This window comes from Mesorhizobium sp. M4B.F.Ca.ET.143.01.1.1 (assembly GCF_004792275.1).
Lineage (GTDB): Bacteria > Pseudomonadota > Alphaproteobacteria > Rhizobiales > Rhizobiaceae > Mesorhizobium > Mesorhizobium abyssinicae.
In genome coordinates this window covers 36874-61180 of record NZ_SRSR01000010.1, presented here as the reverse complement: position 1 = coordinate 61180, position 24307 = coordinate 36874, and the positions used below count along the sequence as shown (strand labels likewise).

Sequence of the window (24307 nt, the reverse complement as noted above, 5' to 3'; positions counted from 1 at the left end):
AAGGTGTTGCTCTGAGGTAGATCCAATGCGAACCGACACTGTTTACAAGAAGGCTTTCAACCGCGCCGCCAGTATGCTGCGCGACGGACAATTGACCGGCGACCTCCCTTCCGAAAATGAACTCAGAAGGCAAATGGGAGTGAGCCGCACGACTGTCCGAAAGGTCCTGGGAGAACTTGCCCACCGCGAACTTATTGCCGAGCGCAGCGGCGTCAGGACGGCAGGCCGACCGGTCGAGGATAGCGACTACTATCCCGACGCCGAAACCACATCACGGGCCAAGCACGTCGAGCAGCAATTCATGGAGTGGATGCTGCGCGGTGACACCAGACCCGGCACCAGCATCAACGAGCTCGAGCTGGCGCGGCAGTTCGGTGTCGCAACCAACGGAATCCGCGAGTTCCTGATCCGCTTCAGCCGGTTTGGGCTGCTCGAAAAAAGGCCGAACACGGGTTGGCTTTTCAAGGGCTTTACTGAAGATTTCGCACTTGAGCTGTTCGAGATCCGCGTCATGTTCGAGCTGCGCTCGGCGCATCTGTTTTCCCGACAGGCCGACACTTCCCCGTTGTGGGAGAAGCTGGCCGTGCTCAAGATTGCGCATACCGAACTGCTGAAGCGGATTGAAAGCCGATTCCACGACTTTTCCGGCCTCGACAACCGGTTTCACCGGCTCATAAACGAGGCTTCGCCGAACCGCTTCATCGACGATTTCTACGATATCATCAGCTTCATTTTCCACTACCACTATCAGTGGAACAAGCATGACGAAAAACAGCGCAACCAGGCGGCGATCCTGGAGCATCTCGCCTATATCGAGGCGCTCGAAAGCCGCGATCCAGAACGCATCGAGCGAGCCTGCCGAGCGCATCTGGGCTCGGCAAGAGAAACGCTGATGCGTTCGCTGATCGTATTTGACGAATGATAGGAACGAGCCGCTTTGAGGGACCCGGCGCATCCATTGCGTGATGCGTCGGAACCAACGCTTACGCGTGGCGTATTTCCGTTCCCAGCACCTTCAGGCATTCACGGATGAACGCCGCAAGCGCGGTCCAGCCCTTGGCCGAAACCATCGTCCCATCCACATAGGCATCGGTGGGAGACAGATCGATATAGGTGCCGCCTGCCAGCGTCACCTCCGGCTCGCAAGCCGCGAGCGCGCCGACCTTCTTGCCGCGGACGACGCCATCGACCGCTATCAGGATCTGCACGCCGTGGCAGATCGTAAATATCGGTTTGTTCGCCTCGTGGAAGTGGCGCACCATCGCCTGCACGCGCTTGTCGGTGCGGATATATTCCGGTCCGCGCCCGCCGGCGCAGTAGACGGCGTCGTATTGGCTCAGTTGCTTCTCGGCGTCGGAAAAGGTCTTGTTGATCAGCGCATTGTGACCGGGCTTTTCGGTGTAGGTCTGATCGCCCTCAAAATCGTGCAGCGATGTCTTGATCACGTCGCCGGCTTTCTTGTCGGGGCAGACGACATGAACAGTATGGCCGACGGCCTCCATCGCCTGCTGGTAGACGAAGATTTCATATTCCTCGGTGAATTCGCCCGTCAGCATCAGTATCTTTTTTCCTGGCATGGTCTTCCTCTCGGTTGTGGCAAGGCGAGGTGCACTTGGCGCCTCGCCAGACAGGGATCGAAATCGGAGCAGAGCGGTTAAGTCGGGGAATGGTTTTCCTTGGCGTTGACCTGGGTGATCGGCGGCGCGTCGAGCTTGACGCTCCTACTCGAACGCAGGCAGGAGCCGGTCCCGCGAATTCTCGATGTGCACGCGCATGGCTTTTGCGGCGGCGTCCGGGTCGCCCGCGGAGAAGGCGGCGAGAATGGCCTCATGCTCGTCGAGGGCCTCTTCGGTCACGCGTGAGTGATACATCAAGCGGAAGATGTGGAAGTGGGTATGCTGGTGATTGAGCGTCTCGCGAATGAGCTCGTTCTGGGCGAACTCGACGATCTTGTCGTGGAAGATCGCATCCTGACGGGCGAAGTTCGAATAACGCAGGCGTTCGTCTTTCCCCTCCCGCCGGGCCATGACGCCAGCCGCTTCCTGCAGCACGGTCAGGCGCTCGTCGTCCAGTGTTGCAGTGGCCTTGGCCGCGGCGGCGGGCTCAAGTAGAAGGCGCAACTCGTAAAGCTCGTCAAAGCGGCGGCGGGTGATTTGCGGGGCGGCCCGATAGCCGATCAGGTGGGTCTTCAGCACCAGGCCCTCACCCTCCAACCTGCCAAGCGCTTCGCGAATGGGGGTATGCGAGACGTTGAATTCCTTCACGAGATTGTCGACGGTGATGCGCGATCCCGGAGCAATCCTGAGCGACATCAGCTGCGCGAAGATTGCCTCGTAAACGTCGCCGGCCAGGCTGTTGGCGCGCTGGATACGGGCTGTCGAAGGAGCTTCCGTCAGGTCCGCGTTCTGCATTGTTTACCCTCTTGACAGGAGCACTCACTAGCACGATGGTTCGGGCAATTCAATCCTATATCCTATACGATTTAATAGAGGATAATTTGGGAAATGACTCAGACGTCGAGGCCGGCCCCTGGAACTGAAGGATGCCGTCCATGACCTTGTTCGCAGCCGCGCGCCTGCCGCGCGAGATCCTGTTCGGCAAAGGCCAGCGTCATGTGCTGCCTGCTGTTGCCGCCAAATTTGGGCGGCGCGCGTTCGTCTGCACCGACGAGCGTTTCGCGGCGACTTCGCAGTTCGCCGAAATTCTTGCCGGCCTGCACAATGCGGCGATAGAGACGCTGGTCTACGACCGAACGCTGCCGGATGTGCCCCGCGACAGCGTCGCCGCCTGCATTGCGCAGGCGGAGGATTTCAAGCCGGACATGGTGATCGGGATCGGCGGCGGCAGCTGCCTCGACATGGCCAAATGCGCAGCACTTCTGCTCAGCCATGGTGGCAGGCCCCAGGACTACTACGGCGAATTCAAGGTACCAGGCCCTACCCTTCCCGTGATCGCTGTGCCAACTACGGCCGGGACAGGCTCCGAGGTGACCCCCGTCGCCGTGATTTCCGATCCGGATCGGACGCTGAAAGTGGGTATCTCCAGTCCCCACCTCATCGCCGCGGTGGCGCTTTGCGATCCGGAACTGACGGCGACATGCCCCCCTTCCCTGACGGCGATCGCCGGCGCCGACGCGTTGACGCACGCAATCGAGGCCTTCACCGCGGCCAGACGCGGCGATGATCCCCGTCTGCCGCAGCAGCATGTCTTTGTCGGCAAAAGCGCTCTGACCGATCATTTCGCGCTTCTGGCCATCAGGCTGCTCGGTCGCAGCCTCGAAACGGCATATCGCGACGGATCGGACGGGAATGCGCGCGCCGACGTCATGATGGGAGCGCTGGCCGCCGGTTGCGCCTTCGGTACCGCCGGAACGGCCGCCGCTCACGCGGTGCAGTATCCGGTCGGCGCAGTTACACATACTGCGCATGGTCTGGGCGTCGCCACGATGCTGCCATATGTGATGAGCTATAACCTTCCCGCCGCGGCCGCAGAGATTGCCGAAGTTGGCGCCGCTCTCGGCCTCCGTCAGAACGGCGACGGCGCCGATGCATCGGCGCACGCCACCATCCGAGAGGTGAGCCGGCTGTTTTGCGCTATCGGCATCCCACCGAACTTGGCCAAGCTTGGCCTTCCCGAGGACAGGATCGACTGGACGGCCGAGCAGGCGCTCGGCATCGACCGGCTGATCAAGAACAATCCGCGTCCGTTCGACCTCGCCGCGATGCGACGGCTGGTCAGGGCTGCTTATGATGGCGACATGTCCGCCACCATGATGTGATCGACCAGGAGTTCACCCCATGAATATCGCCGCAGGCATATCCGACGAGGATCAAGATATGTTCGATTACGCCACGGTCTCGCACGGTCTCTACATTGGCGGACGCTGGCAGCCCTCGTCGGAGGGCCGCGTGATCGAAGTGGTCGATCCATCAACCGAAGCCGTGATCGCGGTGGTTCCCGATGCCACGCTTGCCGACGCGGCCGCAGCCGTCAACGCGGCCTCGAAGGCAGCGGCCGGCTGGCGCGAGACCTCGCCACGCAGGCGTTCGGAAATCCTGCGGCGCTGCTTCGAACTGATGACCGAACGGGCGGAGATACTGGCTGCGCTGATCTCGCTGGAGAACGGCAAGGCGCTGCGTGACGCGCGCAGCGAGGTCGCCTACGCCGCCGAGTTCTTTCGCTGGAATGCCGAGGAGGCGGTCCGCATCAGCGGCGAGTTCGGCCTTGCGCCCTCGGGCGCCAACCGCATCATTGTCGACTACCAGCCCATCGGCATTTGCGTGCTCATCACGCCATGGAATTTTCCCGCCGCCATGGCGACGCGCAAGATCGCGCCGGCGCTCGCGGCCGGCTGCACAGTGATTTTGAAGCCCGCTAGCGAGACGCCGCTGACGGCCTATGCGCTGGCAGCGCTCTACGAGGAGGCTGGCGTGCCGCCCGGCGTCGTAAACGTGCTCACGACCTCGACGCCCGGACCGGTGACGGCGGCCATGCTGGCCGATCCGCGCGTGCGGAAACTGTCATTCACCGGCTCGACCGGTGTCGGCCGGGTGCTCCTGGCCGAAGCCGCCAAGCATGTCATCTCCTGTTCGATGGAACTTGGCGGCAATGCACCGTTCATCGTCTTCGACGACGCCGACCTGGAAGCAGCGCTCGACGGTGCGATGGTTGCCAAGATGCGCAATGCCGGCGAGGCCTGCACCGCCGCCAATCGGCTTTACGTTCAGGCCGGCATCCATGATGCCTTCGCCGATGCGCTGCGCAAACGCATGGCCGCCCTCAATGTAGGTCCTGGCACACACACGGAAACCGAGTGCGGCCCGATGATCACCAGCAAGGCCGTGGACAAGATCGATCGTCTCGTCCGGGACGCGGTCGCCCGTGGCGCCAAGGTTCTGTGCGGCGGAGCGATCGCCGAAGGCAAAGGCTACTTCTACCCGCCAACGGTGCTTCGCGACGTTTCCGCTGACGCCGCCATGATGCATGAGGAAATATTCGGTCCCGTGGCTCCGATCATGCGCTTCGACAGCGAGGCGGACGCCATTGCGAGGGCCAACGACACCGAATACGGTCTCGCTGCCTATGTCTACACGCGCGACCTGGCCAAGGGGATGCGCGTGGCATCGAAGATCGAGTCGGGAATGATCGCCCTGAACCGCGGCCTGATGTCGGATCCGGCGGCGCCCTTTGGCGGCGTCAAGCAGAGCGGACTGGGCCGCGAAGGCGGTCAAAAGCACGGCGTTGCCGAGTTCATGGAGGCGAAGTACATCGCCGTGACCCTGTGAGCGGACACGCCAAAGATCCGTTTCGCATTCGCGATCATGTGGTCGAGTTCGACGACATCGTCGCCGAGATCGTGCGCAGAAGCGAAGATAGCAGGGCGAACGTGCCAATGGTCGGCGATGTCGCCTACGGAGATGACGCCACCGAGACCATCGACCTGTTCTTTCCCGAGGGCAAGCGGGACCGCCTGCCGGTGCATATGTTCATTCACGGCGGCTATTGGCGCATGTTCTCCAAGCGTGATTATTCTTATGTCGCCGAGACCGTCACGAACGCCGGTGCGATCGCAGTCATCGTCGACTATGCGCTGATGCCGGCTGTCAGGATGGCAAAAATCGTCGACCAGGTGCGCCGCGCCAAGCGATGGGTGCTTGACCATATCGCGGACCATGGCGGCGATCCCGACCTGCTGACGGTCAGCGGTCATTCCGCCGGCGCGCATCTGGCGACGATGCTTTTCGACGGCGACAGCCGGCCGTCCGGCATCAAAGCTGCGCTGCTGCTCGGCGGCCTTTACGACCTGAAGCCGTTGCAGATGTCATTCCTTGCCGCCGAGATCGCGATCACCGACGAAGAAGCCCGCCGGTTCTCGCCGATCAACCACAGCTTCGATCCATCCGTGGCCGTAGGGATCTCGGTCGGCGCCGATGAGACGCCGCCCTTCCACAGCCAGGCCGCGATGTTCACGAGTCACCTGGAAGAGCAAGGGCTGACTGTCTCGCGCACGACCCTTGCGGCGGCCAATCACATGAGCAGCGTCCGCGACCTTGGCGTGGCGGGCACCGAAGCCGCGTCACTATTGGCCCGCCTCGTGGGATCTCATTCAGCCTAGTAGCCGTAGTAGAGCCCAAGACCGCGCTGCAGGGCGGAGGCCAGATGCGCCTGCATTGCCGCCGCAGCTGCCTCCGGGTCGCGTGCCTTGCATGCCAGGATGACCTGCATGTGCTCGCGCAGGGATTGCAGCACGAGAGGCACGGTGACCTTTCTGTCCAGCCGGATCAGCCGGACGTAGTTGTGAAGCCGCTTGTAGGAACTGTCGATCAATGGATTGTTCAGGCTGGCAATGATGGAGTGATGCAGCAAGGTCTCGAGTTGCTCGAGGTCGGCCCTGACCAGGTCGGTGAGCCCACCGCGCTCGATCTCCTCGATGACCGCCAAATGACGTCTTTCCAGTTCCGCCAGATCCGCCTCGTCCGCGGTTTGCGCGTAAACCCCTGTCGCCGCGCGCTCCAGAATGCTGCGAAACTGGTAGGTCGACCTGGTCAGTTCGAACCCGGGCTTGACGAACTGGATGCCCGAGCGCGAATGGATGATGACGATCCCCTCCGCCTCGAGCAGCTTGAGCGCGTCGCGCAGCGGCGCAACCGGGATTTGCAGCATTTCGACAAGATCGCCTTGCGACAGAAAGGCGCCCGCGGGGATCTTCCGCTCAAACAGCGTCTCAAGAATGCGCGTGTAGGCACGATCGCCAAGGCGTTGGCCGGCTGCCGCCCCGGCGGCCCCATCGGACTGATCGTCGTGCTGCGCCACTTTGACCCTCGCCTCTGAAATATCTAAGCATGATTCTGAAACATTACTGGCCGTGCCATCGTAAAGTATCGCATTGCCGGTTATCAATGCACCTTTGCAGGATACGGCTGACCGGGGTCTTGCGTTGAGCGCAACCGGTATCCCGGGCTGCCTGGAGGTCGTCGGGCGCCAACGAGCCTGGGCCGCCAACCCGTTGACGAAGCGTAGCCTGCTGCATTTGCGTGCTTGCCTGCCCGACAGTTTTGCGCCTGGCAACTTGCCTCTTGTCCAAAACTGAAATATCTAAAGCGCATTCTGAGATATCAGAGAGCCAGTATGCGCATCGCCGAGTACCGCATTACCCGCTATCAATTCGCTCGTGACCGGACCATCGGTGACAGTCAGGTCCGCATCGATACGGCGCACGTGGCCGCGCTTGAGCTCGTTGCCGAGAATGGCCTGGTCGGCCTGGGCTTTATCCAGAGCTTGTTTCACCCGCTACCAGACCAGGCGGAGATCGTACGGGTTTTTGAAGAGGAGGCCTGGCCCGATCTCGCAGGGCAATCGCCTTTGGCGCTCGTGCATCGAGTCCAGCGGCCGCGCGGCGGAAACAGGCGCGCCTTCGGCTTGCCTTTCGAGGAAGCCCTCCAGGTTGCTTTGTGGGATCTGAGTGCGAAGCTGGTCGGCCTGCCGTTGCACGAGCTCCTGGGGAGCCGGCGCAAACGCGTGAAAGCCTACGCATCCGGTCTCGATTTCCACCTCAGCGACGATGAATTCCAGGCGTTCTTTGCCCATGCCGAGGCGCTTGGTTATCGCGCGTTCAAGATCAAGGTGGGGCATCCCGATTTCGGCCGGGATTTGTCCCGGCTGGAGCTGTTGAGAAAGACGGTGCGGCCCGGCTCGTCGATCATGATTGATGCAAACGAGGCTTGGGGGGCCAAGGAGGCATCGGTAAAACTGCAGAAAATTCATAGCCTTGGCTTTGATCTGCTTTGGGTCGAGGACCCTATCCTGCGCCACGACTTCGACGGACTTCGCAACCTCAAGGCGGCAACGCCGTGGACCATGATCAATTCAGGCGAATACCTTGATGCGGCCGGCAAGCGGCTGTTGATGCAGGCCGGCGCTACCGACATGCTGAATGTCCATGGGCAGGTGACGGACGTGATGCGCATCGGCTGGCTGGCAGCCGAACTCGGCGTCCCGGTGACGCTTGGCAATACGTTTCTCGAAATCGGCGTACACATGGCCTGTGCGCTGCCCGAAGTCGAGTGGCTCGAATACTCGTTCCAGAACTTCGATCACCTGGTCGAGCAAACAATCGAAATTCATGACGGCTGGATTCATGCGCCCGATCGAACGGGCCATGGGCTGGTCTTGTCGGAGACCGGGCGTCTGGATTGGACGCGCCCCGAAATCCTGTCGCGCGAAGACCTTGGTGATGCACCCGTCAACCCCGCGGGTTGACGTGGTCCCAAACTCGCAGCGAGCGCTGGATGAAGCGAAGGCCTGGTAGATAAAAAGGGAGGAATGACGTGCAGAAGCTGAAGATATTGACCGCAATTGCGACCATGGTGGTGGCGTCGCCGGCGCTGGCCCAGGAGATCACCGTCTGGGACGTCAACGTGGACGATGCCGCCCACGCGACATACTACGATCACGCGAAGGCTGCATTCGAGGCCGCGCACCCGGGAGCAACTCTCAACCTCCTGTCTCAACCGGACGCCGAGTACTACACGCTGCTGGGCACGGCGCTCGCTTCGAAGGCCGGCCCCGACGTCATCTGGGCCAATGGCGGCGCCCAGGCCAAGGCCCTGGTCGGCGGGCTAATCCCGCTCGACGACAAGCTGCCCGACCTGATCCCGAAGCTCGTTGGAAAGTCCGCGTTCACCGGACCTGACGGCAAGCTGTACTTCATCCCGACGACGCTGCAGGGTCACGTCGTCTACTACAACAAGGCGCTTTACAAGGCCGCAGGGCTCGATCCGGAGAAGCCGCCGACGAGTTGGGCCGAACTGACCAAGGTCTGCGACGCCTTCAAGGCGCAGGGTAAACCCGCCTGCTTCATGATGGCCAACAAGGAAGGCTACAACGCCGAGTTCTTCCTTTCGGAAGCCGCGAACCAGTCGCTGACCACGCAGCAACAGGCCGATTGGCTGGCAGGCAAGCTCCATTGGTCGGATCCGCCGATCAAGGCGATCCTGCAGGCCTGGGTCGATACCGCCAAGAATGGCTGGTACCAGGAGGGCGGCAACTCGCAGACCATGTTCATGGATGAGTTTGCCCTCTTCGAGCAAGGTGTCGGAGCCAACGTGATGGGTCTGCTCTCCAACGTCGCGCATTGGAAGCAGTTCGAAACCAACATGGGCGTCGAAAAGGTCGGGGTCTATCCCATGCCCTCGCCGACCGTTGCTGCCGATCAGCATGAAGGTGCCCCCGGCGTTCCGCTCGACGGCGGCGTTGGCTACGGCGTGAACAAGGACTCCGCGAACATCGATCTCGCCGTCGACGCGGTGCGAATCCTCGCCTCGCCGGAAGTCCTGTCATACCTGGTCAACGACACCGGCTCGGTGCCAGCAAACACCGAAGTCAACACATCCGGCATTGACAGCCCTGGCCTCAAGCAGATCATGGGCTGGCTTGCGACCAGAGCCGTTCCGACCACGCATGCCAATTCTTCAGCGGCCGAGCTCGATGAATGGCACCACCAGAGCCAGCTCCTGTTCAACGGTGAAGCCACCGTGGACCAGGCTGCGGCGGCGCTCGACAAGGTCCAGGCTGAAGCCAAGCCGCAATAGCAATCTTCTCACGCAGACAGTGGGGGCGCTGCGACGCGCCCCCGTCCCCGCATCAGTGACGTGCCCATGACCGCCAATTCGTTACACCAGACAGGCCAAGCCGCGCGGACCCGTACCCGCCCAGGCCGGAGCCGCCGGGCAGAGGCGCGCGTTGCGGTGCTGTTCCTGCTTCCGGCCATCCTGCTTGTCCTGGTGTTTCGCATCTTTCCGCTGTTCTGGGGGTTTGGCATCTCCCTGACCAGCGCGACGTCGACCGACCCGGGCCAGTTCATCGGCGCCGGCAACTATCTGCGCGCACTGGACGACCCGAATTTCCGCTCCGCCATGGCCAACGCCGTCGTGGTGCTGCTTTCGGTGCCGATCTTTGTGACCATCCCGATGCTGCTGGCCATCCTGATCCACCAGGGCGTGCCGGGGCGCACGTTTTTCCGCTCCGTCTATTTCTTTCCCGCCATTCTTTCGAGCGTCATCATCGGGTCTATTTTCAGCGTGGTGCTGAGCTTCAATGGCAATCTGAACGCGTTGCTGAGCATAGCGGGGATCAGCGGTGTGGACTGGCTGGGGCACTCGGCGACCGCACTTCCGGTGACGCTGGCGATCCAATGCTGGTCGACCTTCGGCATGGGTGTGCTGATCTTCCTTGCCGGGCTGTCGACCGTCTCCAAGGAAATGGTCGAGGCGGCACGTCTCGACGGCGCCAAGATGTGGCAGATCTGGTGGCATGTCATCATCCCGGAGCTTCGCCCGATCATCGAGTTCTCGACGGTGATCACGACCATCGGCCTGCTGACTTCGATGTTCGGCCTGATCTACGTGCTGACCGGCGGCGGACCCGGCACGGCGACGACGGTGCCCGAATATCTGATCTGGGCCGCACAGGGAAAGCTCAACCGGCCCGCCTACGCCGCGGCTGTCTCGATGGTCCTGTTTTTCATGACGAGCATTCTCGCATGGCTGCAGATTCGCATCTTGTCGCGCAACGCGAACATCTGAAGGAGAGGTCGTGTCAGGAGCAGGAAAACGACAGCGGCTAACCCTCAGGATCGCGGCGATCCCGATGGGGTTGCTGGCCTTGAGCTGCCTCTACCCGATCTTTTTCGCGGTCAACAACGCACTCAAGACACGTCACGATTACATGCTCGACCGCTTCGGGCTCGCCATGCAGCCCACGCTCGACAACTTCGTGCAGGCCTGGACCCGGGCGCACCTCGATGAGTACTTCCTCAATTCCGTGATTGCGACGCTCGGGGCGGTCATCTTGTTGATGGTCGTGTCTTCCATGGCCGGCTTCGCCCTCGCGTCGCTGCGCTTTCCCTATCGGCGCTTCCTGTTCGCGGTCATCCTGTCGTCGCTGATGATCCCCGTGCAAGTCGTGCTGGTGCCCTTCATGCGCACGATGCTTGCCCTCAACCTGGTCAACACGCACATCGGGCTCATCCTGTCTTACACCGCATTTTTCCTGCCTTTCTCGGTCTACATGATGACGGCGTTCTACTCCGGCCTGCCGCGCGAGCTGATCGAAGCGGCGCGGATCGACGGGGCCTCGCTGCTGCAGGTCTGGTGGCACGTGATGCTGCCCCTGGGAACGCCGGCATTGGTGACGCTGGCCATCCTCAACACGCTGAGCTGCTGGAACGATATTCTGATCTCCCTGCTGGTCATGCAGAAGCACCGCACCCTCATGGTGGGGATTTCCGCGCTCAAGGGCCAGTACTCGGACCAGATACCCCTGTTTACCGCTGGCATCGTCATCGCGGCGGCGCCGATCGTTGTTCTTTACATCCTGTTCCAGCGACGAATTGTTTCGGGCATCGCGGTGGGCGCAGTGAAAGGTTAGCCGATGGCGCGTGTCGAACTGAAACAGGTCAGCAAGAGCTTTGGATCGACGGACGTTATCCGCGATGTCTCGCTTTCGATCGAGGAGGGCGAGTTCGCCGTATTCGTTGGCCCTTCGGGCTGCGGAAAATCCACCCTGCTGCGCATGATTGCCGGGCTCGAAGAGACGAGCGGGGGCGAGATCTTCATCGGCGGCGACGACGTGACAGACGCGGAGCCTGCCGACCGCGGAGTGGCGATGGTGTTTCAGTCCTATGCGCTCTATCCGCACATGACGGTGGCGGACAACATGAGCTTCGGCCTGCGGATGGCGCACCGCCCGAAGGAGGAAATCGCCAGCAAGGTCGGGCGCGCGGCCAAGATCCTGCAGCTCGAAGAGTATTTGCAGCGCAAGCCGGCCCAGCTCTCGGGAGGACAGCGCCAACGGGTGGCAATAGGGCGGGCGATCGTGCGCGACCCGAAGGTGTTTCTCTTCGATGAGCCGCTCAGCAATCTGGATGCCGAGCTGCGGGTGCAGATGCGCGTGGAACTCGCCAAGCTCCACCGGGTCCTTGGCAACACCATGATCTATGTGACGCACGACCAGACTGAAGCGCTGACCATGGCCGATCGGATCGTCGTGCTGCGCAGTGGGCGCATCGAGCAGATCGGCACACCGCAAGACCTCTATCAAGATCCCGACAACGCGTTCGTCGCGGGTTTCATCGGCTCTCCCCGGATGAACTTTCTGACCGCCATTGTGCAGGCGGGGGGCCGTCTCGCGTTTGGAGGCCAAGAGATGGACAGCCCGGCACAGACCCCGCTTGAGCCCGGACGGAAACTGCAGCTGGGCTTGAGGCCCGAACATCTCGACCAGGACAAGGGTGTCGACCTCGAGGCAAAGGTGGAATTCGTCGAAGCGATGGGCTCTACGGCCTATGTCCACGCCACGCTGGCGACCGGCGAGACCATCATCGCGGAGCGGCGGTCGTCGCAACCAAGGACCGGCGACAAGATCATCCTGCATTTTGCGCCCGCATCGGCGCGGCTCTTCGGCGAAGACGGACAACGCATCCGGTGAGCGTTCACGCGCCTCCTCGACCGCATGAGAACGAGAGCTGACCATCCGCCGCGTGGGACGTGATCAAGACCAGCGATGACTGAAGCGATAATCTTGTGTCCGCCGGCCTGGCGCCGGCACCGGCTGCTCGCTCTGGCTGGCTTCACGCCCAATCAGTCGAAGAACCCGGCGTCCTCTGCCAGCAGATATTGCTTGGCGCCCTGGGCGTCGATGTCGAGCCCAAGCCCGGGAGCTTCGAGCAGGTCGACCATTGAATCCTTTACCACCTGCTTGGGCAGGCCGATGACGATATCGTTCCACCACGGGTCCGAGGCGCTGGGATATTCGAATGCCACGTAGTTGGCGGGCAAGGTGGCGCAGACATTGATCAGCGCGCCGAGGCCGAGCAGGCCGTTGGCGGTGCCGTGCGGCGCCATCAGGATCGAGTGCATATAGGCGTGCTCGGCTACCCATTTGAGCTCGGCAATGCCGCCAATATCGGCCGGATCGGGGCCGATGACGCGCACCGCCTGGGTCTCGATCAGTTCCTTGAAATTGTGCCGCAGGTAGATCTGCTCGCCGGTATGGATCGGCGTCGAGGTGGAGGTCGTCAGCTCGCGATAGGCCTGAGGATTGACCCAGGGCACATAGTCGCCGGTCAGCATGTCCTCGAGCCACATCAGATTGTACTTCTCGACCGCGCGAGCGAACCTGATCGCATCGGGCAGCATCCAGCCCGGACCGCAATCGAGCGCCAGGCTGACCTTGTCGCCCAGCACTTCCTTCATCGCGATCACGCAGTCGAGCATGTGATTGAAACCGCGCTCGCTGATCATGCCCTGATCCATGGCGCCATGATAGCCGGCCTTCTTCTGCGTCACGCCGTAATGGAAGCCCTCGATGGTGTCCTTCATGTTGGAATGGAACGAGATTCCCTGCTTGATCATGAAGAAGTTCTGCGGCTGCTCCATCATCCATTTGACGTCGGCGGCGTAATCCTCCGGCCGATCGCCCGCGCGTTTGCGGCGGATCGAGCCGTTGTAAACACGCACCTTGTCGCGCACCTTGCCGCCGAGCAGCTTGTAGGCCGGCACGCCCGCCGCCTTGCCGGCGATGTCCCACAAGGCATGCTCGATGGCCGAAACGGCGGCACCATAGGGCTTGAACGAGCCGCGTTGGCGGATCTTCAGCATCACCCGCTCGACGTCGGTCGGATCCTCGCCGATCAGCGCGTCGCGGAAATGCAGCACAAAGGGCTTGAGATACGTCTTGGTGAACTCGACCTCGCCAAGGCCATAGAGGCCCTCATCGGTAACGATGCGCACTATGGGGTGCTTGCCGATGACGGCACAGCGCAGGTCGGTGATCTTCATGGCGCAGTCCTATTTCACAGACGAGAAAGCTGTCGGCGTGAGCAACTGGCTGCTGATATTGGCAATGATCTGCCCGTCGCGCTCAGACTCGTCCCGGGCCCTGTGCCATGCCGGATCGGTGACGAAAGCCGCCCATTTCGCCTCACGCTCGGCCAGCGAATCCCAAGCGAGGAAATAGGTGAGGCGATTGCTGTTTTCGCCGATCGCCGTGGTGAAAACCCGGCTTGGCGGATGCCATGCCTCTCCCAGATGGCCAGCGTCTGGTCGGAAAAGCGCCTGAGCAAAGCCGGCAGCCTGCCCGGCAGGCAGTCATAGATGCGCAGTTCGTAGAACATGGTTTCGTCCGTTTCTTTCTTCGCCTCTCCTTTGGGAGAGGTCGACACGAATGGTCGGTCGTTGACCTTGTGAGCTTGGAGGGAAGGTGGTCTGGGCTAACTCCAGGTCCGGTCCCAGCTATATTCATTGTCCCAATGCTCGGTGGATTGCCATATCCCCGTGACACCCGGTTGCAGGTGATGCGAGATGACCTCGTCGACGACGTCGTCGATCCCCAGCCCCGGCTTGTCCGGCACGGTGATGAAGCCGTCCCTGACGAGCGGCTTGGGGAGACCTGTGACGATGTCGTCCCACCAGTCGACATCGGCGGAGTGGTATTCGAGCGCCATGAAGTTTTCGGTCGCGGTCGCGACATGCGCCGCAGCCATCGCGGCGATCGGGCTTTCTGCCATATGGATCGCCATGGCGACGCCGTGGTCCTGCGCCATATCGCCGATCTTCTTGGTCTCGAGGATGCCGCCGCTGGTGAGCAGGTCCGGATGGATGATCGAGACGCCGCCGCTCTTGAGCAGGGGCTCGAAGGCCTCCTTGAGGTAGATGTCCTCGCCGGTGCAGATCGGCACCGTGGTGGCTTGCTGCAGTTGCCGGTATTGCTCGGTGTATTGCCAGGGGATCACGTCCTCGAGCCAGGCAGGTGCGTATTTCTCGATGCGGCGCGACAGGCGTATGCCGTCCTGCAGCGAGATGTGGCCGACATGATCGATGGCTAAAGGGATCTCGTAGCCGATGACCTCGCGGACCTCGTGGATATACTGCTCGAGCAGGTCGATCCCCTTTTCGGTGAAATGCAGGCCCGTGAACGGGTGCTGCACGTTCTGCGCGTCGTAGGCGAGGTTGCGGGCCTTACGCTCCTCGAGTGTGCCGCCACGGCCGCGCGGATTGGCGTGAAACCCTTCGAGCGCGCCGGCGGGCGCGACGACGGCGCCCGGAACATGGGAGATCTGCATCAAGCCCAGGTCCATCTTCAAGAATGTGAACCCGCGGTCCATGCGCTCCTTGAGGCGCTTGCCGGTTTCGGTCCCGCTCGGTCTCTCGGCGTCGGTATCGCAATAGACGCGCACGTGATCGCGAAACTTGCCGCCCAGCATCTGATAGATCGGGACGCCATAGGCCTTGCCTGCGAGATCCCACAGCGCGATCTCGACTGCGGAGACGCCGCCGCCTTGGCGGCCGTGCCCGCCAAACTGCTTGATGCGGCGGAACAGGCGATCGATGTCGCAAGGGTTCTCGCCCAGCAGCCGGCTCTTCAGCATCAGCGCGTAGGTGGCGCTGGCGCCGTCACGCACTTCGCAAAGTCCGACGATGCCCTGGTTGGTGTAAATCTTGAGCAGTGCCGAGGTGAACGGCGCGCCGACGATTTCGGCAACCCGCATGTCGGTGATGCGGAGCTCCGACGGCCTGGAATTCGTGTTCACCCGATTGAGCGCCCCGTCGGCTCCACCCGTCTCTGGCATGACTTATCCTCGTTCTGGTCGATGGGGCTTGTGACCCGCACATGGGCCGGCGAGCACGGCTAACTCAGCTCGATCTCGTGAGCCTGCAGATAGTCGCGGTTCATCTCGACACCGAGACCGGGCCTCGACGTCAGCTTGAGGCTGCCGTTCGAAACGTCGAGCGGCGTGTCGATGAGATGATCGTATTTGGAGAGATTCCACTCCGACGTTTCGAGCTTGTAGAAGTTCGGAACGGTCATCATCACCTGCGCTCCCGCAACCACGTTTATCGGTCCCGCGGCATCATGGGGCGAGACCGGGATGTAGTAGGCCTCGCACAGGGCGGAGATCTTCTTGAGTTCGGTGATGCCGCCGGTCCAGGTCACGTCGGGCATGATGTAGTCGGCGAGCTTGTTCTCCAGCACCGGCACGAAATCCCATTTCGTGTGGCCGCGCTCGCCCCACGAGATGGCGGCGCTGACCTTCTCACGCACCTGCTTGAGCGCGTTGAGGCTTTCGGGCGGACAAGGTTCCTCGAACCAGTCGATCTGGCCAGCCTCCTCGAGGCTGCGACAGAGGCGAATGGCGGTGGGAACGTCGAAGCGGCCATGCGCATCGATGAGGATGTCGACATCGGGGCCTGCCGTTTCGCGGATGAGAGCTGTGAGTTCGGCCGCCTCTCGCTCGTCCTTGCGGGTCATGCTGCCGTCGAGGTAGCCGTCCCGCTGCTCGCGCGACAGTCCATCGGTGGTGCGGCCCTGGTGCGGGAACGGATCGAACTTCAGCCCGGTGTGGCCGGACTCGACGATGTCTCGAATTTCACGGACCACAGCCTCCTTGCTGGTAAACTTCGCCTGGTTGGGATGGGTGTAGAGGGCGATTTCATCGCGCACCGGTCCGCCCAGCAACTCATAGATCGGCTTGCCGAGGACTTTGCCGCGGATGTCCCAAAGCGCTATGTCGATGGCGCTTACGCATTCGACGGCGGCGCCGCGGCTGCCCATATAGGTGAAGCTGCGGAAAACCTTGTGCCAGAGATGCTCGATGCGCGCCGGATCCTCGCCGGTCACGGCGGCACCGATCTGCCGCAGGATCGTGCAGAGCGCGCGGTTGGCGAGCTTAGTGGTGGTGGTGATCTCTCCCCATCCGCTCACGCCCTCGTCGGTCGTCACTTCGACGAACAGGTACTCTCCCCAATAAGAAGCATCGGACTTGATCAGCCATGGCCGAATGCTCGTGATTTTCATCTCACCTGCCTTTGTCCGATGCGGTCGGGATAACGACGTTCCAGACCGGATAGCCTACCCTGCCCGAGCGGCGTTGCGCGCGCGCATGTGTTCGAGGACATGCCGCCCGGAGCCCTCGACATGGCGTGCAATGAGTTCGGCTGCCTCGTCCGCATTTCCAGCTTTGACATGCGCGATGAGCTCTCGGTGCTCGCGAATGATCGCGGCGCGCCGGGCGAGCGTGAAATTGAAGCGCCGGCTCACCGCCCGCAGCACTTCGCGATGCTTCCACCAAAGCTCGGCGGCATGGCGGTTATAGTGCCTCTGGTACATCACGGTGTGGAAGGCGGTATCCAGCTCACTGTGCCTGAACGTGTCGGCGAAGTTGTTCTCTTCGATCAGGCCCTGGATGCGTTCGAGCTCAGCAATGTCCTCGACGGTAGCCATATTCACGAACCATCGCGTCAGAGCCGGCTCGATCAGGACTCCGATCTCGTAGATATCCCGGACAAAATCCTGATCTATAGGCCGCACGCGCGCCCCGCGGTTGGGAACGAAGGTGACAAAGCCCTCGCCCCGCAACAGTTGCAGGGCTTCGCGCACCGGGTTGGTCGAGGTGCCGTGACGCCGGGCGAGATCGGTGACCACCAGCCGTTCGTTGGCGGCGAGCCGACCTTCGATGATGTCTTCCCTGATCAGTTGATAAAGCGAGGCGCCCTCGCTTGAGGCCCCGAGAGCGTCAATCCCCTCGGGTGGTTCCGCTTTGAAATCGCTTGTTTCTGCCAAGGCCCGTTCCCCAATCATACACATTTTGACCGATATCACGCACGGTTCCTATAAACAATGTACGATTTATCGCGTTGACAGACAATCTGTGATCTGAAAACGTACAAAATGCGCGAAGGGATACATTTGAACGAGATATCCCCATGGCCGACGAGCAAAGACCGCTCGCCTCGATGCTGAGCGGCATGGGAGAGAAACCTGGAGGATACCTATGACGAGGATTACACTCGGCAGTGCCGTCCTGCGCGGCACTGTCTCCACTGCCTTAATGGCATCGTTGATGTCCGCACCAGCGCTGGGTGCGGCGCCGGTCGATCTGAGCAAGTGGTCGCCGGAATATGTGCGCTCCATTGCCGGCACACAGGATTTTGATACGGCGGCCGATTGCGGCAAGGTCACCCCGCTCGACTACAAGGGGCGGCTGACTTTCTGGTATCAGGGCGTGTTCGAGGGCGATCCCGACCTCTTGCGCCAGTACTACAAGGACTTCTTCGAGACCTTCCGAAAGACCTATCCGAACATCCAGCTCGAGGAACAAGCCCTCACCTATAACGATCTCCTCGACAAGTTCCGCACGGCGCTCCTTGGCAATGCAGCGCCGATGGCGGTCCGCCTGCAAATCCTGGGTGGCACCGAATTCGCCTCAAAGGGCTATCTGGAGCCGCTCAAGCCGGAGGATGTCGGGTATTCGACCGAGGATTTCTGGCCCGGCGCCATGAAGGCCGTGACCTGGGACGGGGTGACCTACGGCATTCCAACCAACAATGAAACAATGGCTTTCATCTGGAATGCCGACATCTTCAAGCGCGCGGGCCTTGATCCGGACAAGGCTCCGGCGACCTGGGACGATGTCGTCAAGTACTCCAAGCAGATCCACGACAAGCTCGGCATCGCCGGTTACGGCCTGGTGGCGCGCAAGAATGCCGGCAATACGCCGTACCGCTTCATGCCTCAGTTGTGGGCCTATGGCGGCGGCGTCTTCGACGAAGCCACGGCGAACCCGACGTATAAGGAGATCGAGCTCAACAGCCCGCAGAGCAAGGCGGCGCTGCAAGCTTCTTACGACATGTATGTTCGCGATAAGTCGGTTCCAGTTTCGGCACTCACCAATCAGCAGGCCGACAACCAGCCGCTGTTCCTGGCCGGCCAGCTCGGCATGATGATCTCGCACCCGTCCGACTACAATGTCATGCTCGACCTGCAGAAGAAGGCGACCGGCACCGACAAGGACAAGGCCCAGACCGTCATCGACAACATGCGCTACGGCCTGATTCCGACCGGCCCGGACGGCAAGCGCGCCGTCGTGTTCGGCGGCTCGAACATTCACATCCTGAAGCCCGAATATGTCGAAGGCGGCAAGGTGGACGAGCCGGCGGCCAAGGCCATCATCTGCATGTGGACGAGCCCCGAGTGGTCGCTGAAGATGGCCTACGCCGGCTCGAACCCGGGCAACCTTAACGGCTTCAAGACCAAATGGATGAAGGAGCGGCTGGACAGCATCAAGTTCCTCGATGTCACCACCTCGATGCTGCCATACGGCATCCCGTTCCCGGCGCTGCCGCAATCGCCCGAGATCATGAACATCATCGTCCCGGACATGCTGCAGAATGCCCTGACCGGTGCGATGACCGTCGACCAGGCAGCGGACGACGCGGCCAAGAAGGTGAAAGACCTGATGGGCGGCGGCCTCTAGCCGAAGCCTGACCCGATCTTGCCGGCTGCGCCGAGCGCGCGGCCGGTTCGCTCCGAAAAACAAGGGCACGCCAAAGTGACGATCGTGGCCGGAAAGACCGGGGCTCGGCGAAGATTGCGACCCCTGCCGGGCAAGATTTGGGAGCATCGCGCTGACTACGCGTACGTGCTTCCTGCGATTGCCGTGATGCTGATCGTCATCGCTTATCCGATCTACTACACGATCGAGCTGTCGTTCTTCAACACGCCACCTGGCCTGCAGCTCCGCGACAAGATCTTCGTCGGCTTCGGCAACTACACCGCCATCCTCACCAGTCCGGTGTTCTGGAAGGTCACCTCCAACACCCTTATCTGGACACTGGCATCCACCTTCATCTCCTTTGTCCTGGGATTTGCCTGCGCGCTGGCGCTCCATCGCGAGTTTGTCGGCCGGGGCGTGCTGCGCGCCATCCTGATCATTCCCTGGGTCATCAGCGCGGTCGCCGCATCCTATATCTGGAAGTGGATCTACCATTCGGACTTTGGAATCATCGGCGCGGTACTGGTCGGCCTCGGATTGGCCGATCGGCCGCCGAATTTCATCGACAGCGTCAGCACGGTGCTGCCCTCCCTGATCGTCGTCAATATCTGGCGGGAGTTTCCGTTCGCCATGATCATGATGATGGCCGGTCTTCAGACAGTCCCCGAGCAGTTGTTGCGCGCCGCAAAAGTCGACGGCGCCAATGCATGGCAGCGCTTCTGGCACGTCACCTTCCCGCATTTGAGAAACGTCTCCACGGTGACGATCCTGCTGCTGGCGGTGGCCAACTTCAATTCCTTCATCATCCCCTGGATCATGACCGGCGGCGGGCCGTCCAACGCATCGCACATCTGGATCACCCACATCTATGAGCTCGCCTTCGGCCGGCAGCGCTGGGGGGTGGCATCGGCCTATTCGGTGCTTCTTTTCCTCATCCTGATGACGCTCGGCTACTTCTACGTCCGCGCGCTAAGCGGAAACGAACGCAAGGATGCAGGCGCATGAGCACGATCGCCGAGACAGCCCGCCTGGGTCAGGCCCGTCGACGTGCGAGCATCGACGGATGGCGATGGGGCGGGCGTATCTTCCTCATATTCATGCTGCTCTACACCGCATTGCCGATGATCTGGATGCTGCTCACCTCGATCAAGTCCGGCTTCGCCGCGATGCAGTTCCCGCCGCAATGGTGGCCTGACCAACCAACCCTTGCCAGCTACCAGAAGCTGCTCGATCCGCAGAACAGCGTCGGCCAGGACTTCCTCCGCTTCTTCTGGAACAGCCTTTTCGTCTCCACAGCCACGACCATCCTTTCGGTGATCGTGGCGGTTCCCGCGGCCTACGCGTTTTCTCGCTTCACGTTTCCCGGCCGGAACTTCCTGTTCTTCGCCGTATTGCTGCGCAACATGTTCCCGGCGGTGATCTTTCTCGTGCCGCTCTTCATCCTGATGCGCGCCATCGGGCTGGTGAACACGCATGGGTCGCTCATTCTCACCTACCTCACCTTCGGCCTGCCGCTGGCAATCTGGCTCCTCAAGGGCTTCTACGACAACATCCCGGTGCAGCTCGAGCAGGCGGCGCGCATCGACGGGGCGACGCGGTTCCAGGCCTTTGTCCTGATCGTGATGCCGCTCTCGGCGCCAGGCATCATCGCCACGGCGATCTATTCCTTCATCGGCGCATGGAACGAATACATCTACGCGTACACCTTCCTCTCCAAGAACGAGCAGCTGACATTGCCGGTCGGTATCCAGCGCTTCTTCTCGGAAAACACGACCGACTTCCCGGGTCTGATGGCTGCCAGCTTCATGATGAGCGTGCCCGTCGTGGTCCTCTTCCTCGTCCTGCAACGATACTTCGTACGCGCCCTTACCGAAGGCGCGGTCAAGCACTAGGGAGTTGCCGATGGCCCACGTGGTCCTCAAAGATCTCGTCAAGACCTATGGCGGCTTCAAAGCCGTCAACGAGGTTTCGCTGACGGTCGATGACGGCGAGTTCGTTGCGCTCGTCGGCCCTTCAGGCTGCGGCAAGACAACAACACTCAACCTCATCGCTGGGCTGATCCCGATCACATCGGGCGACATCCTCATCGGCGACCGGGTGGTCAACGACCTCGACCCCAAGGACCGGGACATCGCTATGGTGTTCCAGAACTACGCGCTCTATCCGCAAAAGTCGGTCTATATGAACCTCGCCTTCCCGCTGCAGATGCGCAAGCTGCCCAAGGACGAGATCGACAGGAAGGTCAGGGAAGCGGCGCGGGTGCTCGACATGACGCAACTGCTCGAGCGCAAGCCGCGCGAACTTTCGGGCGGGCAACAGCAGCGCGTGGCGCTCGGCCGCGCGCTGGTTCGAGATCCGGCGGTATTCCTGATGGACGAACCGCTCTCCAACCTCGACGCAAAGCTGCGCGTGCAGATGCGGTCCGAAATCAAGCGCTTCCATCAGGACCTCGAGGCGACGATCGTCTACGTCACGCACGACCAGCTGGAGGCCGTCACCATGGCAGACAGGATGGCCGTGATGAACGGCGGCTATCTGCAGCAATACGATTCGCCGGCACAAGTTTTCGCCCATCCCGCCAACATGTTCGTCGCGAGCTTCGTGGGCAGCCCGGCCATGAGCCTCATTCCGCTGGAGGCATCGACGGCCAACGGCGCCACCGCTCTGACGAGCGCTGAAGGCTGGAGCCTTGCACTGTCGGAACTCAACGCGCGCAAGGTCCAGGGAGCGACCACCAGGAAGGTCGTGCTCGGTGCGCGACATTCGACGATCAAGCTGCACAAGAGCGCCGTTCCCGGCGCCATTCCGGCCAAAGCCTACACGGTGGAGCCGACCGGAGACATCACCTTCGTGCAAGCGTTCCTCTCCGGCGCGATCATCAATATCAGCGTGTCCCCCACCATCGCCGTCGCACCCGACGAGCAGATCTGGCTCGAGTTCGACCAGGAGCGCATCCACCTGTTCGACGGCGAAACGGAGATGGCCCTCGAGGCCAACTGAGACAGGGCGGATGCGTGTGGAACGAGTGTGAATGACCACGAAGCTGAAGATCACGGCGATCAAGCCCTATCCGGTGTGGGTGGGAACCCGCAACCAGATGCTGGTCAAGATCGAGACCGATCAGGGCATCTTCGGCTGGGGCGAGAGCGGCTTGAGCGGTCGCGAGAAAGCCGTGGCCGGCGCGATCGAGCACTATCGCGAGTTCCTCATCGGCCGTGACCCGATGCAGATCGGCCGGATCTGGCAAGAGATCTATCGCAGCCAGTACTTCGAAGGCGGGCGCGTCCTGCAGGCGGCCATCTCGGCCATCGACATCGCCCTGCACGACATCAAGGGCAAGTCGCTGGGGGTGCCGGTTTATGAGCTGCTCGGCGGCAAGCAGCGCGACCGCATCCCGACCTTCGCCTCGACCGGAGACGAGGCCGAGGGCGAAGCCGCCATCGAACGAGCCGGGGAACTGCGCGCGCAGGGGTGGCAGGCGATACGCTTCTTTCCCGTCGGGCAAAGCAGCAGGGACATCTTCGAGCCGCGCGAGTCGATCGGCGCCACCGCAAGCATGCTGAACAGGGCGCGCGAGGCGCTGGGCAACGACCTCGTGCTCGGCATCGACTACCATCATCGGCTGTCGGTGGCCGAGGCGGCAAGCTTCTGCAACAAGCTCGGCCGCGGCGTGCTTGATTTCCTGGAGGAGCCGATACGGGACGAGACGCCGGAGGCCTACGAATCCCTGCGCACGATGACCGACATCCCATTCGCCATCGGCGAGGAATTCGCCAGCAAGTGGCAATTCCTGCCCTACATCGAGCGCGGCATCCATCAGTTCAATCGGCTCGATGTCTGCAATGTCGGCGGGCTCACCGAAGCGATGAAGGTCGCGGGCTGGAGCGAGGCGCACTATGTGGACCTGATGCCGCACAATCCCCTTGGTCCGGTGTGCACCGCCGCGACCATACATCTCGCCGCCGCAGTGCCGAATTTCGCCTGGCTCGAGACCAGGGCGCCGGAAAGAAAGCTGGGCTTCGACAGTTCCGAGTTCTTCCCGGTGCAACCACAGCTCGACGGCCCCGACTATCCGGTCAGCGATCTGCCGGGGCTCGGCGTCGAGATCAACGAGGCGGCGATCCAGGCGCAGAGTTTCCGTTTCTGGGAAGCACCCCACCTCAAGCGCCGCGATGGTTCTGTCACGAACTGGTAGCGCAACGTCAACCGGAGTCCACCATGACGCATAGCCCCGACATCACCCGGCCGTCCAAGGACCTGATCGACGCGCTGAGGGAGATCGGTGCCGCGACCGTTGCCGGCACGCTTGGTCACATGGGCTTCCGCAATCCGCATATGGTCGGTCCGGTGGCGCAGAACCACGGCAAGTCGATCGTCGGCCCGGCGCTGACGCTGCAGTTCCTGCCGCAGCGGCCCGACCTCTTCAACGAGGGAGAATATGCCGATCCGGAGACGCAATTGCACCGGCACGTGCTCTACCACGCTCAGGAGGGCGATGTGGTCGTGGTCGACGCGCGCGGTGACATGAGTTCGGGTGTCTTCGGCGATATGATGTCGACCTATTTCAAGGGCAGAGGCGGCGCTGGCATCGTCATCGACGGGTGCATGCGCGATCGGCCCAATGTCGAGAAGCTCGATCTGCCCCTATGGCTGCGCGGCTGGACGCCCAATTACCATGTGCAGACCAGCATCTATCCCAATGCCGTCAACGTTCCGATTGCATGCGGCAATGTCACGGTGATCCCCGGCGACATCATCGTTGCCGACGATGACGGGGTGGTGGTGGTTCCCGTCGCAATGGCCGCGAAGGTGATCGAAGAGGCGCAGAAGCATCACGATTGGGAGGAATTCTCGCGCGAAAAGCTCATGCAGGGCGGGTCGTTGCAACGCTATTATCCGCTGCATGAGGATGCCCGCGGAGAGTACGAGGAGTGGCGAAAAGCCAGATCCTGAAGACGTTCTTGCCACCCCTTAGTG

The 24307-nt window shown here is 61.9% G+C and carries 22 protein-coding genes and 1 pseudogene; 15 read left to right on the top strand and 8 right to left on the bottom strand.

Features of this window, described 5'->3' with window-relative positions:
• The first annotated feature begins 25 nt into the window (after positions 1 to 25).
• On the top strand, positions 26 to 922 hold the full coding sequence (locus EN786_RS23330; protein WP_127308747.1) for a GntR family transcriptional regulator: 897 nt from the start codon (positions 26 to 28) through the stop codon (positions 920 to 922).
• Positions 923 to 983: 61 nt separating this feature from the next.
• Here EN786_RS23330 and EN786_RS23325 read toward each other — a convergent pair whose 3' ends face one another.
• Both EN786_RS23325 and EN786_RS23320 read right to left on the bottom strand, forming a co-directional pair.
• Positions 984 to 1577: a DJ-1/PfpI family protein gene (locus EN786_RS23325; protein ID WP_127308733.1), complete on the bottom strand. Its 594-nt coding sequence runs from the start codon at positions 1575 to 1577 to the stop codon at positions 984 to 986.
• Between the two features lie 144 nt (positions 1578 to 1721).
• A complete protein-coding gene (locus EN786_RS23320; RefSeq protein WP_127308732.1) occupies positions 1722 to 2411 on the bottom strand; it encodes a GntR family transcriptional regulator in 690 nt (229 codons plus the stop codon).
• A gap of 140 nt (positions 2412 to 2551) precedes the next feature.
• On the opposite strand from EN786_RS23320, the gene EN786_RS23315 reads away from it, so the two are divergent.
• Genes EN786_RS23315 through EN786_RS23305 form a run of 3 tightly spaced genes read left to right on the top strand, consistent with a single transcriptional unit; the run spans position 2552 to position 6115 of the window.
• Positions 2552 to 3778 carry an iron-containing alcohol dehydrogenase gene (locus EN786_RS23315; protein WP_127308731.1) on the top strand — a complete coding sequence of 409 codons (1227 nt, stop codon included), beginning with the start codon at positions 2552 to 2554 and terminating at the stop codon, positions 3776 to 3778.
• A gap of 58 nt (positions 3779 to 3836) precedes the next feature.
• Positions 3837 to 5285 carry an NAD-dependent succinate-semialdehyde dehydrogenase gene (locus tag EN786_RS23310; protein ID WP_245478075.1) on the top strand — a complete coding sequence of 483 codons (1449 nt, stop codon included), beginning with the start codon at positions 3837 to 3839 and terminating at the stop codon, positions 5283 to 5285.
• Positions 5282 to 6115 carry an alpha/beta hydrolase gene (locus EN786_RS23305; protein ID WP_127308729.1) on the top strand — a complete coding sequence of 278 codons (834 nt, stop codon included), beginning with the start codon at positions 5282 to 5284 and terminating at the stop codon, positions 6113 to 6115. The genes EN786_RS23310 and EN786_RS23305 overlap by 4 nt, the downstream gene beginning before the upstream one ends.
• On the opposite strand, the gene EN786_RS23300 is transcribed toward EN786_RS23305, so the two are convergent.
• Positions 6112 to 6813: a GntR family transcriptional regulator gene (locus EN786_RS23300; protein ID WP_127282711.1), complete on the bottom strand. Its 702-nt coding sequence runs from the start codon at positions 6811 to 6813 to the stop codon at positions 6112 to 6114. The two genes, EN786_RS23305 and EN786_RS23300, sit on opposite strands and share 4 nt — an antisense overlap.
• 315 nt (positions 6814 to 7128) lie before the next feature.
• On the opposite strand from EN786_RS23300, the gene EN786_RS23295 reads away from it, so the two are divergent.
• The 5 genes from EN786_RS23295 (at position 7129) to ugpC (ending at position 12486) form a co-directional block, all read left to right on the top strand.
• A complete protein-coding gene (locus tag EN786_RS23295) occupies positions 7129 to 8259 on the top strand; it encodes a mandelate racemase/muconate lactonizing enzyme family protein (RefSeq protein WP_127308728.1) in 1131 nt (376 codons plus the stop codon).
• Between the two features lie 68 nt (positions 8260 to 8327).
• Positions 8328 to 9590, top strand: a complete 1263-nt coding sequence (locus EN786_RS23290; protein ID WP_245478073.1) for an extracellular solute-binding protein — start codon at positions 8328 to 8330, stop codon at positions 9588 to 9590.
• A gap of 156 nt (positions 9591 to 9746) precedes the next feature.
• Positions 9747 to 10583 (top strand): sugar ABC transporter permease, encoded by an 837-nt coding sequence (locus EN786_RS23285; protein ID WP_245478072.1) that lies wholly within the window; start codon positions 9747 to 9749, stop codon positions 10581 to 10583.
• 10 nt (positions 10584 to 10593) lie between these two features.
• Positions 10594 to 11427: a carbohydrate ABC transporter permease gene (locus tag EN786_RS23280; RefSeq protein ID WP_210212271.1), complete on the top strand. Its 834-nt coding sequence runs from the start codon at positions 10594 to 10596 to the stop codon at positions 11425 to 11427.
• Positions 11428 to 11430: 3 nt separating this feature from the next.
• A complete protein-coding gene (ugpC, locus tag EN786_RS23275; protein WP_127308726.1) occupies positions 11431 to 12486 on the top strand; it encodes a sn-glycerol-3-phosphate ABC transporter ATP-binding protein UgpC in 1056 nt (351 codons plus the stop codon).
• A 152-nt stretch (positions 12487 to 12638) separates the two neighbouring features.
• On the opposite strand, the gene EN786_RS23270 is transcribed toward ugpC, so the two are convergent.
• From EN786_RS23270 to EN786_RS23250, 5 genes and pseudogenes are all read right to left on the bottom strand, one after another.
• Positions 12639 to 13838 carry a mandelate racemase/muconate lactonizing enzyme family protein gene (locus EN786_RS23270; protein WP_127282694.1) on the bottom strand — a complete coding sequence of 400 codons (1200 nt, stop codon included), beginning with the start codon at positions 13836 to 13838 and terminating at the stop codon, positions 12639 to 12641.
• Positions 13839 to 13847: 9 nt separating this feature from the next.
• A pseudogene (locus EN786_RS23265) lies at positions 13848 to 14173 on the bottom strand (NIPSNAP family protein).
• 96 nt (positions 14174 to 14269) lie between these two features.
• Complete coding sequence (locus EN786_RS23260; protein ID WP_127308725.1) at positions 14270 to 15628, bottom strand: mandelate racemase/muconate lactonizing enzyme family protein; 1359 nt, start codon at positions 15626 to 15628, stop codon at positions 14270 to 14272.
• Positions 15629 to 15687: 59 nt separating this feature from the next.
• Entirely contained in the window at positions 15688 to 16854 is a 1167-nt protein-coding gene (locus tag EN786_RS23255) for a mandelate racemase/muconate lactonizing enzyme family protein (protein WP_127308724.1), read from the bottom strand.
• A gap of 54 nt (positions 16855 to 16908) precedes the next feature.
• Positions 16909 to 17619 carry a GntR family transcriptional regulator gene (locus EN786_RS23250; protein ID WP_127308723.1) on the bottom strand — a complete coding sequence of 237 codons (711 nt, stop codon included), beginning with the start codon at positions 17617 to 17619 and terminating at the stop codon, positions 16909 to 16911.
• A 211-nt stretch (positions 17620 to 17830) separates the two neighbouring features.
• Here EN786_RS23250 and EN786_RS23245 point away from each other — a divergent pair, with 211 nt between their 5' ends.
• The 6 genes from EN786_RS23245 (at position 17831) to EN786_RS23220 (ending at position 24283) form a co-directional block, all read left to right on the top strand.
• A complete protein-coding gene (locus EN786_RS23245; RefSeq protein ID WP_127308722.1) occupies positions 17831 to 19312 on the top strand; it encodes a sugar ABC transporter substrate-binding protein in 1482 nt (493 codons plus the stop codon).
• 75 nt (positions 19313 to 19387) lie between these two features.
• The gene (locus EN786_RS23240; RefSeq protein ID WP_127308721.1) at positions 19388 to 20335 is read left to right on the top strand and encodes a sugar ABC transporter permease; all 948 of its coding nucleotides are present in this window, start codon (positions 19388 to 19390) and stop codon (positions 20333 to 20335) included.
• Positions 20332 to 21222 (top strand): carbohydrate ABC transporter permease, encoded by an 891-nt coding sequence (locus EN786_RS23235; protein WP_127308720.1) that lies wholly within the window; start codon positions 20332 to 20334, stop codon positions 21220 to 21222. The genes EN786_RS23240 and EN786_RS23235 overlap by 4 nt, the downstream gene beginning before the upstream one ends.
• Positions 21223 to 21232: 10 nt before the next feature.
• Complete coding sequence (locus EN786_RS23230) at positions 21233 to 22330, top strand: ABC transporter ATP-binding protein (RefSeq protein ID WP_127308719.1); 1098 nt, start codon at positions 21233 to 21235, stop codon at positions 22328 to 22330.
• 31 nt (positions 22331 to 22361) lie between these two features.
• Positions 22362 to 23525: a mandelate racemase/muconate lactonizing enzyme family protein gene (locus tag EN786_RS23225; RefSeq protein ID WP_127390794.1), complete on the top strand. Its 1164-nt coding sequence runs from the start codon at positions 22362 to 22364 to the stop codon at positions 23523 to 23525.
• Positions 23526 to 23548: 23 nt separating this feature from the next.
• Positions 23549 to 24283, top strand: coding sequence for a ribonuclease activity regulator RraA (locus EN786_RS23220; protein ID WP_135908901.1), 735 nt, complete (start codon positions 23549 to 23551; stop codon positions 24281 to 24283).
• Positions 24284 to 24307: the final 24 nt, after the last annotated feature.

Bases quoted from the DNA above. Each gene is read 5' to 3' on its own strand.
- EN786_RS23230 (WP_127308719.1), top strand. From the start codon at position 21,233: ATGGCCCACGTGGTCCTCAAAGATCTCGTCAAGACCTATGGCGGCTTC.
- EN786_RS23260 (WP_127308725.1), bottom strand. From the start codon at position 15,628: ATGCCAGAGACGGGTGGAGCCGACGGGGCGCTCAATCGGGTGAACACG.
- EN786_RS23325 (WP_127308733.1), bottom strand. From the start codon at position 1,577: ATGCCAGGAAAAAAGATACTGATGCTGACGGGCGAATTCACCGAGGAA.
- EN786_RS23245 (WP_127308722.1), top strand. From the start codon at position 17,831: ATGACGAGGATTACACTCGGCAGTGCCGTCCTGCGCGGCACTGTCTCC.
- EN786_RS23330 (WP_127308747.1), top strand. From the start codon at position 26: ATGCGAACCGACACTGTTTACAAGAAGGCTTTCAACCGCGCCGCCAGT.
- ugpC (WP_127308726.1), top strand. From the start codon at position 11,431: ATGGCGCGTGTCGAACTGAAACAGGTCAGCAAGAGCTTTGGATCGACG.
- EN786_RS23235 (WP_127308720.1), top strand. From the start codon at position 20,332: ATGAGCACGATCGCCGAGACAGCCCGCCTGGGTCAGGCCCGTCGACGT.
- EN786_RS23225 (WP_127390794.1), top strand. From the start codon at position 22,362: ATGACCACGAAGCTGAAGATCACGGCGATCAAGCCCTATCCGGTGTGG.
- EN786_RS23310 (WP_245478075.1), top strand. From the start codon at position 3,837: ATGTTCGATTACGCCACGGTCTCGCACGGTCTCTACATTGGCGGACGC.
- EN786_RS23315 (WP_127308731.1), top strand. From the start codon at position 2,552: ATGACCTTGTTCGCAGCCGCGCGCCTGCCGCGCGAGATCCTGTTCGGC.
- EN786_RS23320 (WP_127308732.1), bottom strand. From the start codon at position 2,411: ATGCAGAACGCGGACCTGACGGAAGCTCCTTCGACAGCCCGTATCCAG.
- EN786_RS23295 (WP_127308728.1), top strand. From the start codon at position 7,129: ATGCGCATCGCCGAGTACCGCATTACCCGCTATCAATTCGCTCGTGAC.
- EN786_RS23220 (WP_135908901.1), top strand. From the start codon at position 23,549: ATGACGCATAGCCCCGACATCACCCGGCCGTCCAAGGACCTGATCGAC.
- EN786_RS23270 (WP_127282694.1), bottom strand. From the start codon at position 13,838: ATGAAGATCACCGACCTGCGCTGTGCCGTCATCGGCAAGCACCCCATA.
- EN786_RS23255 (WP_127308724.1), bottom strand. From the start codon at position 16,854: ATGAAAATCACGAGCATTCGGCCATGGCTGATCAAGTCCGATGCTTCT.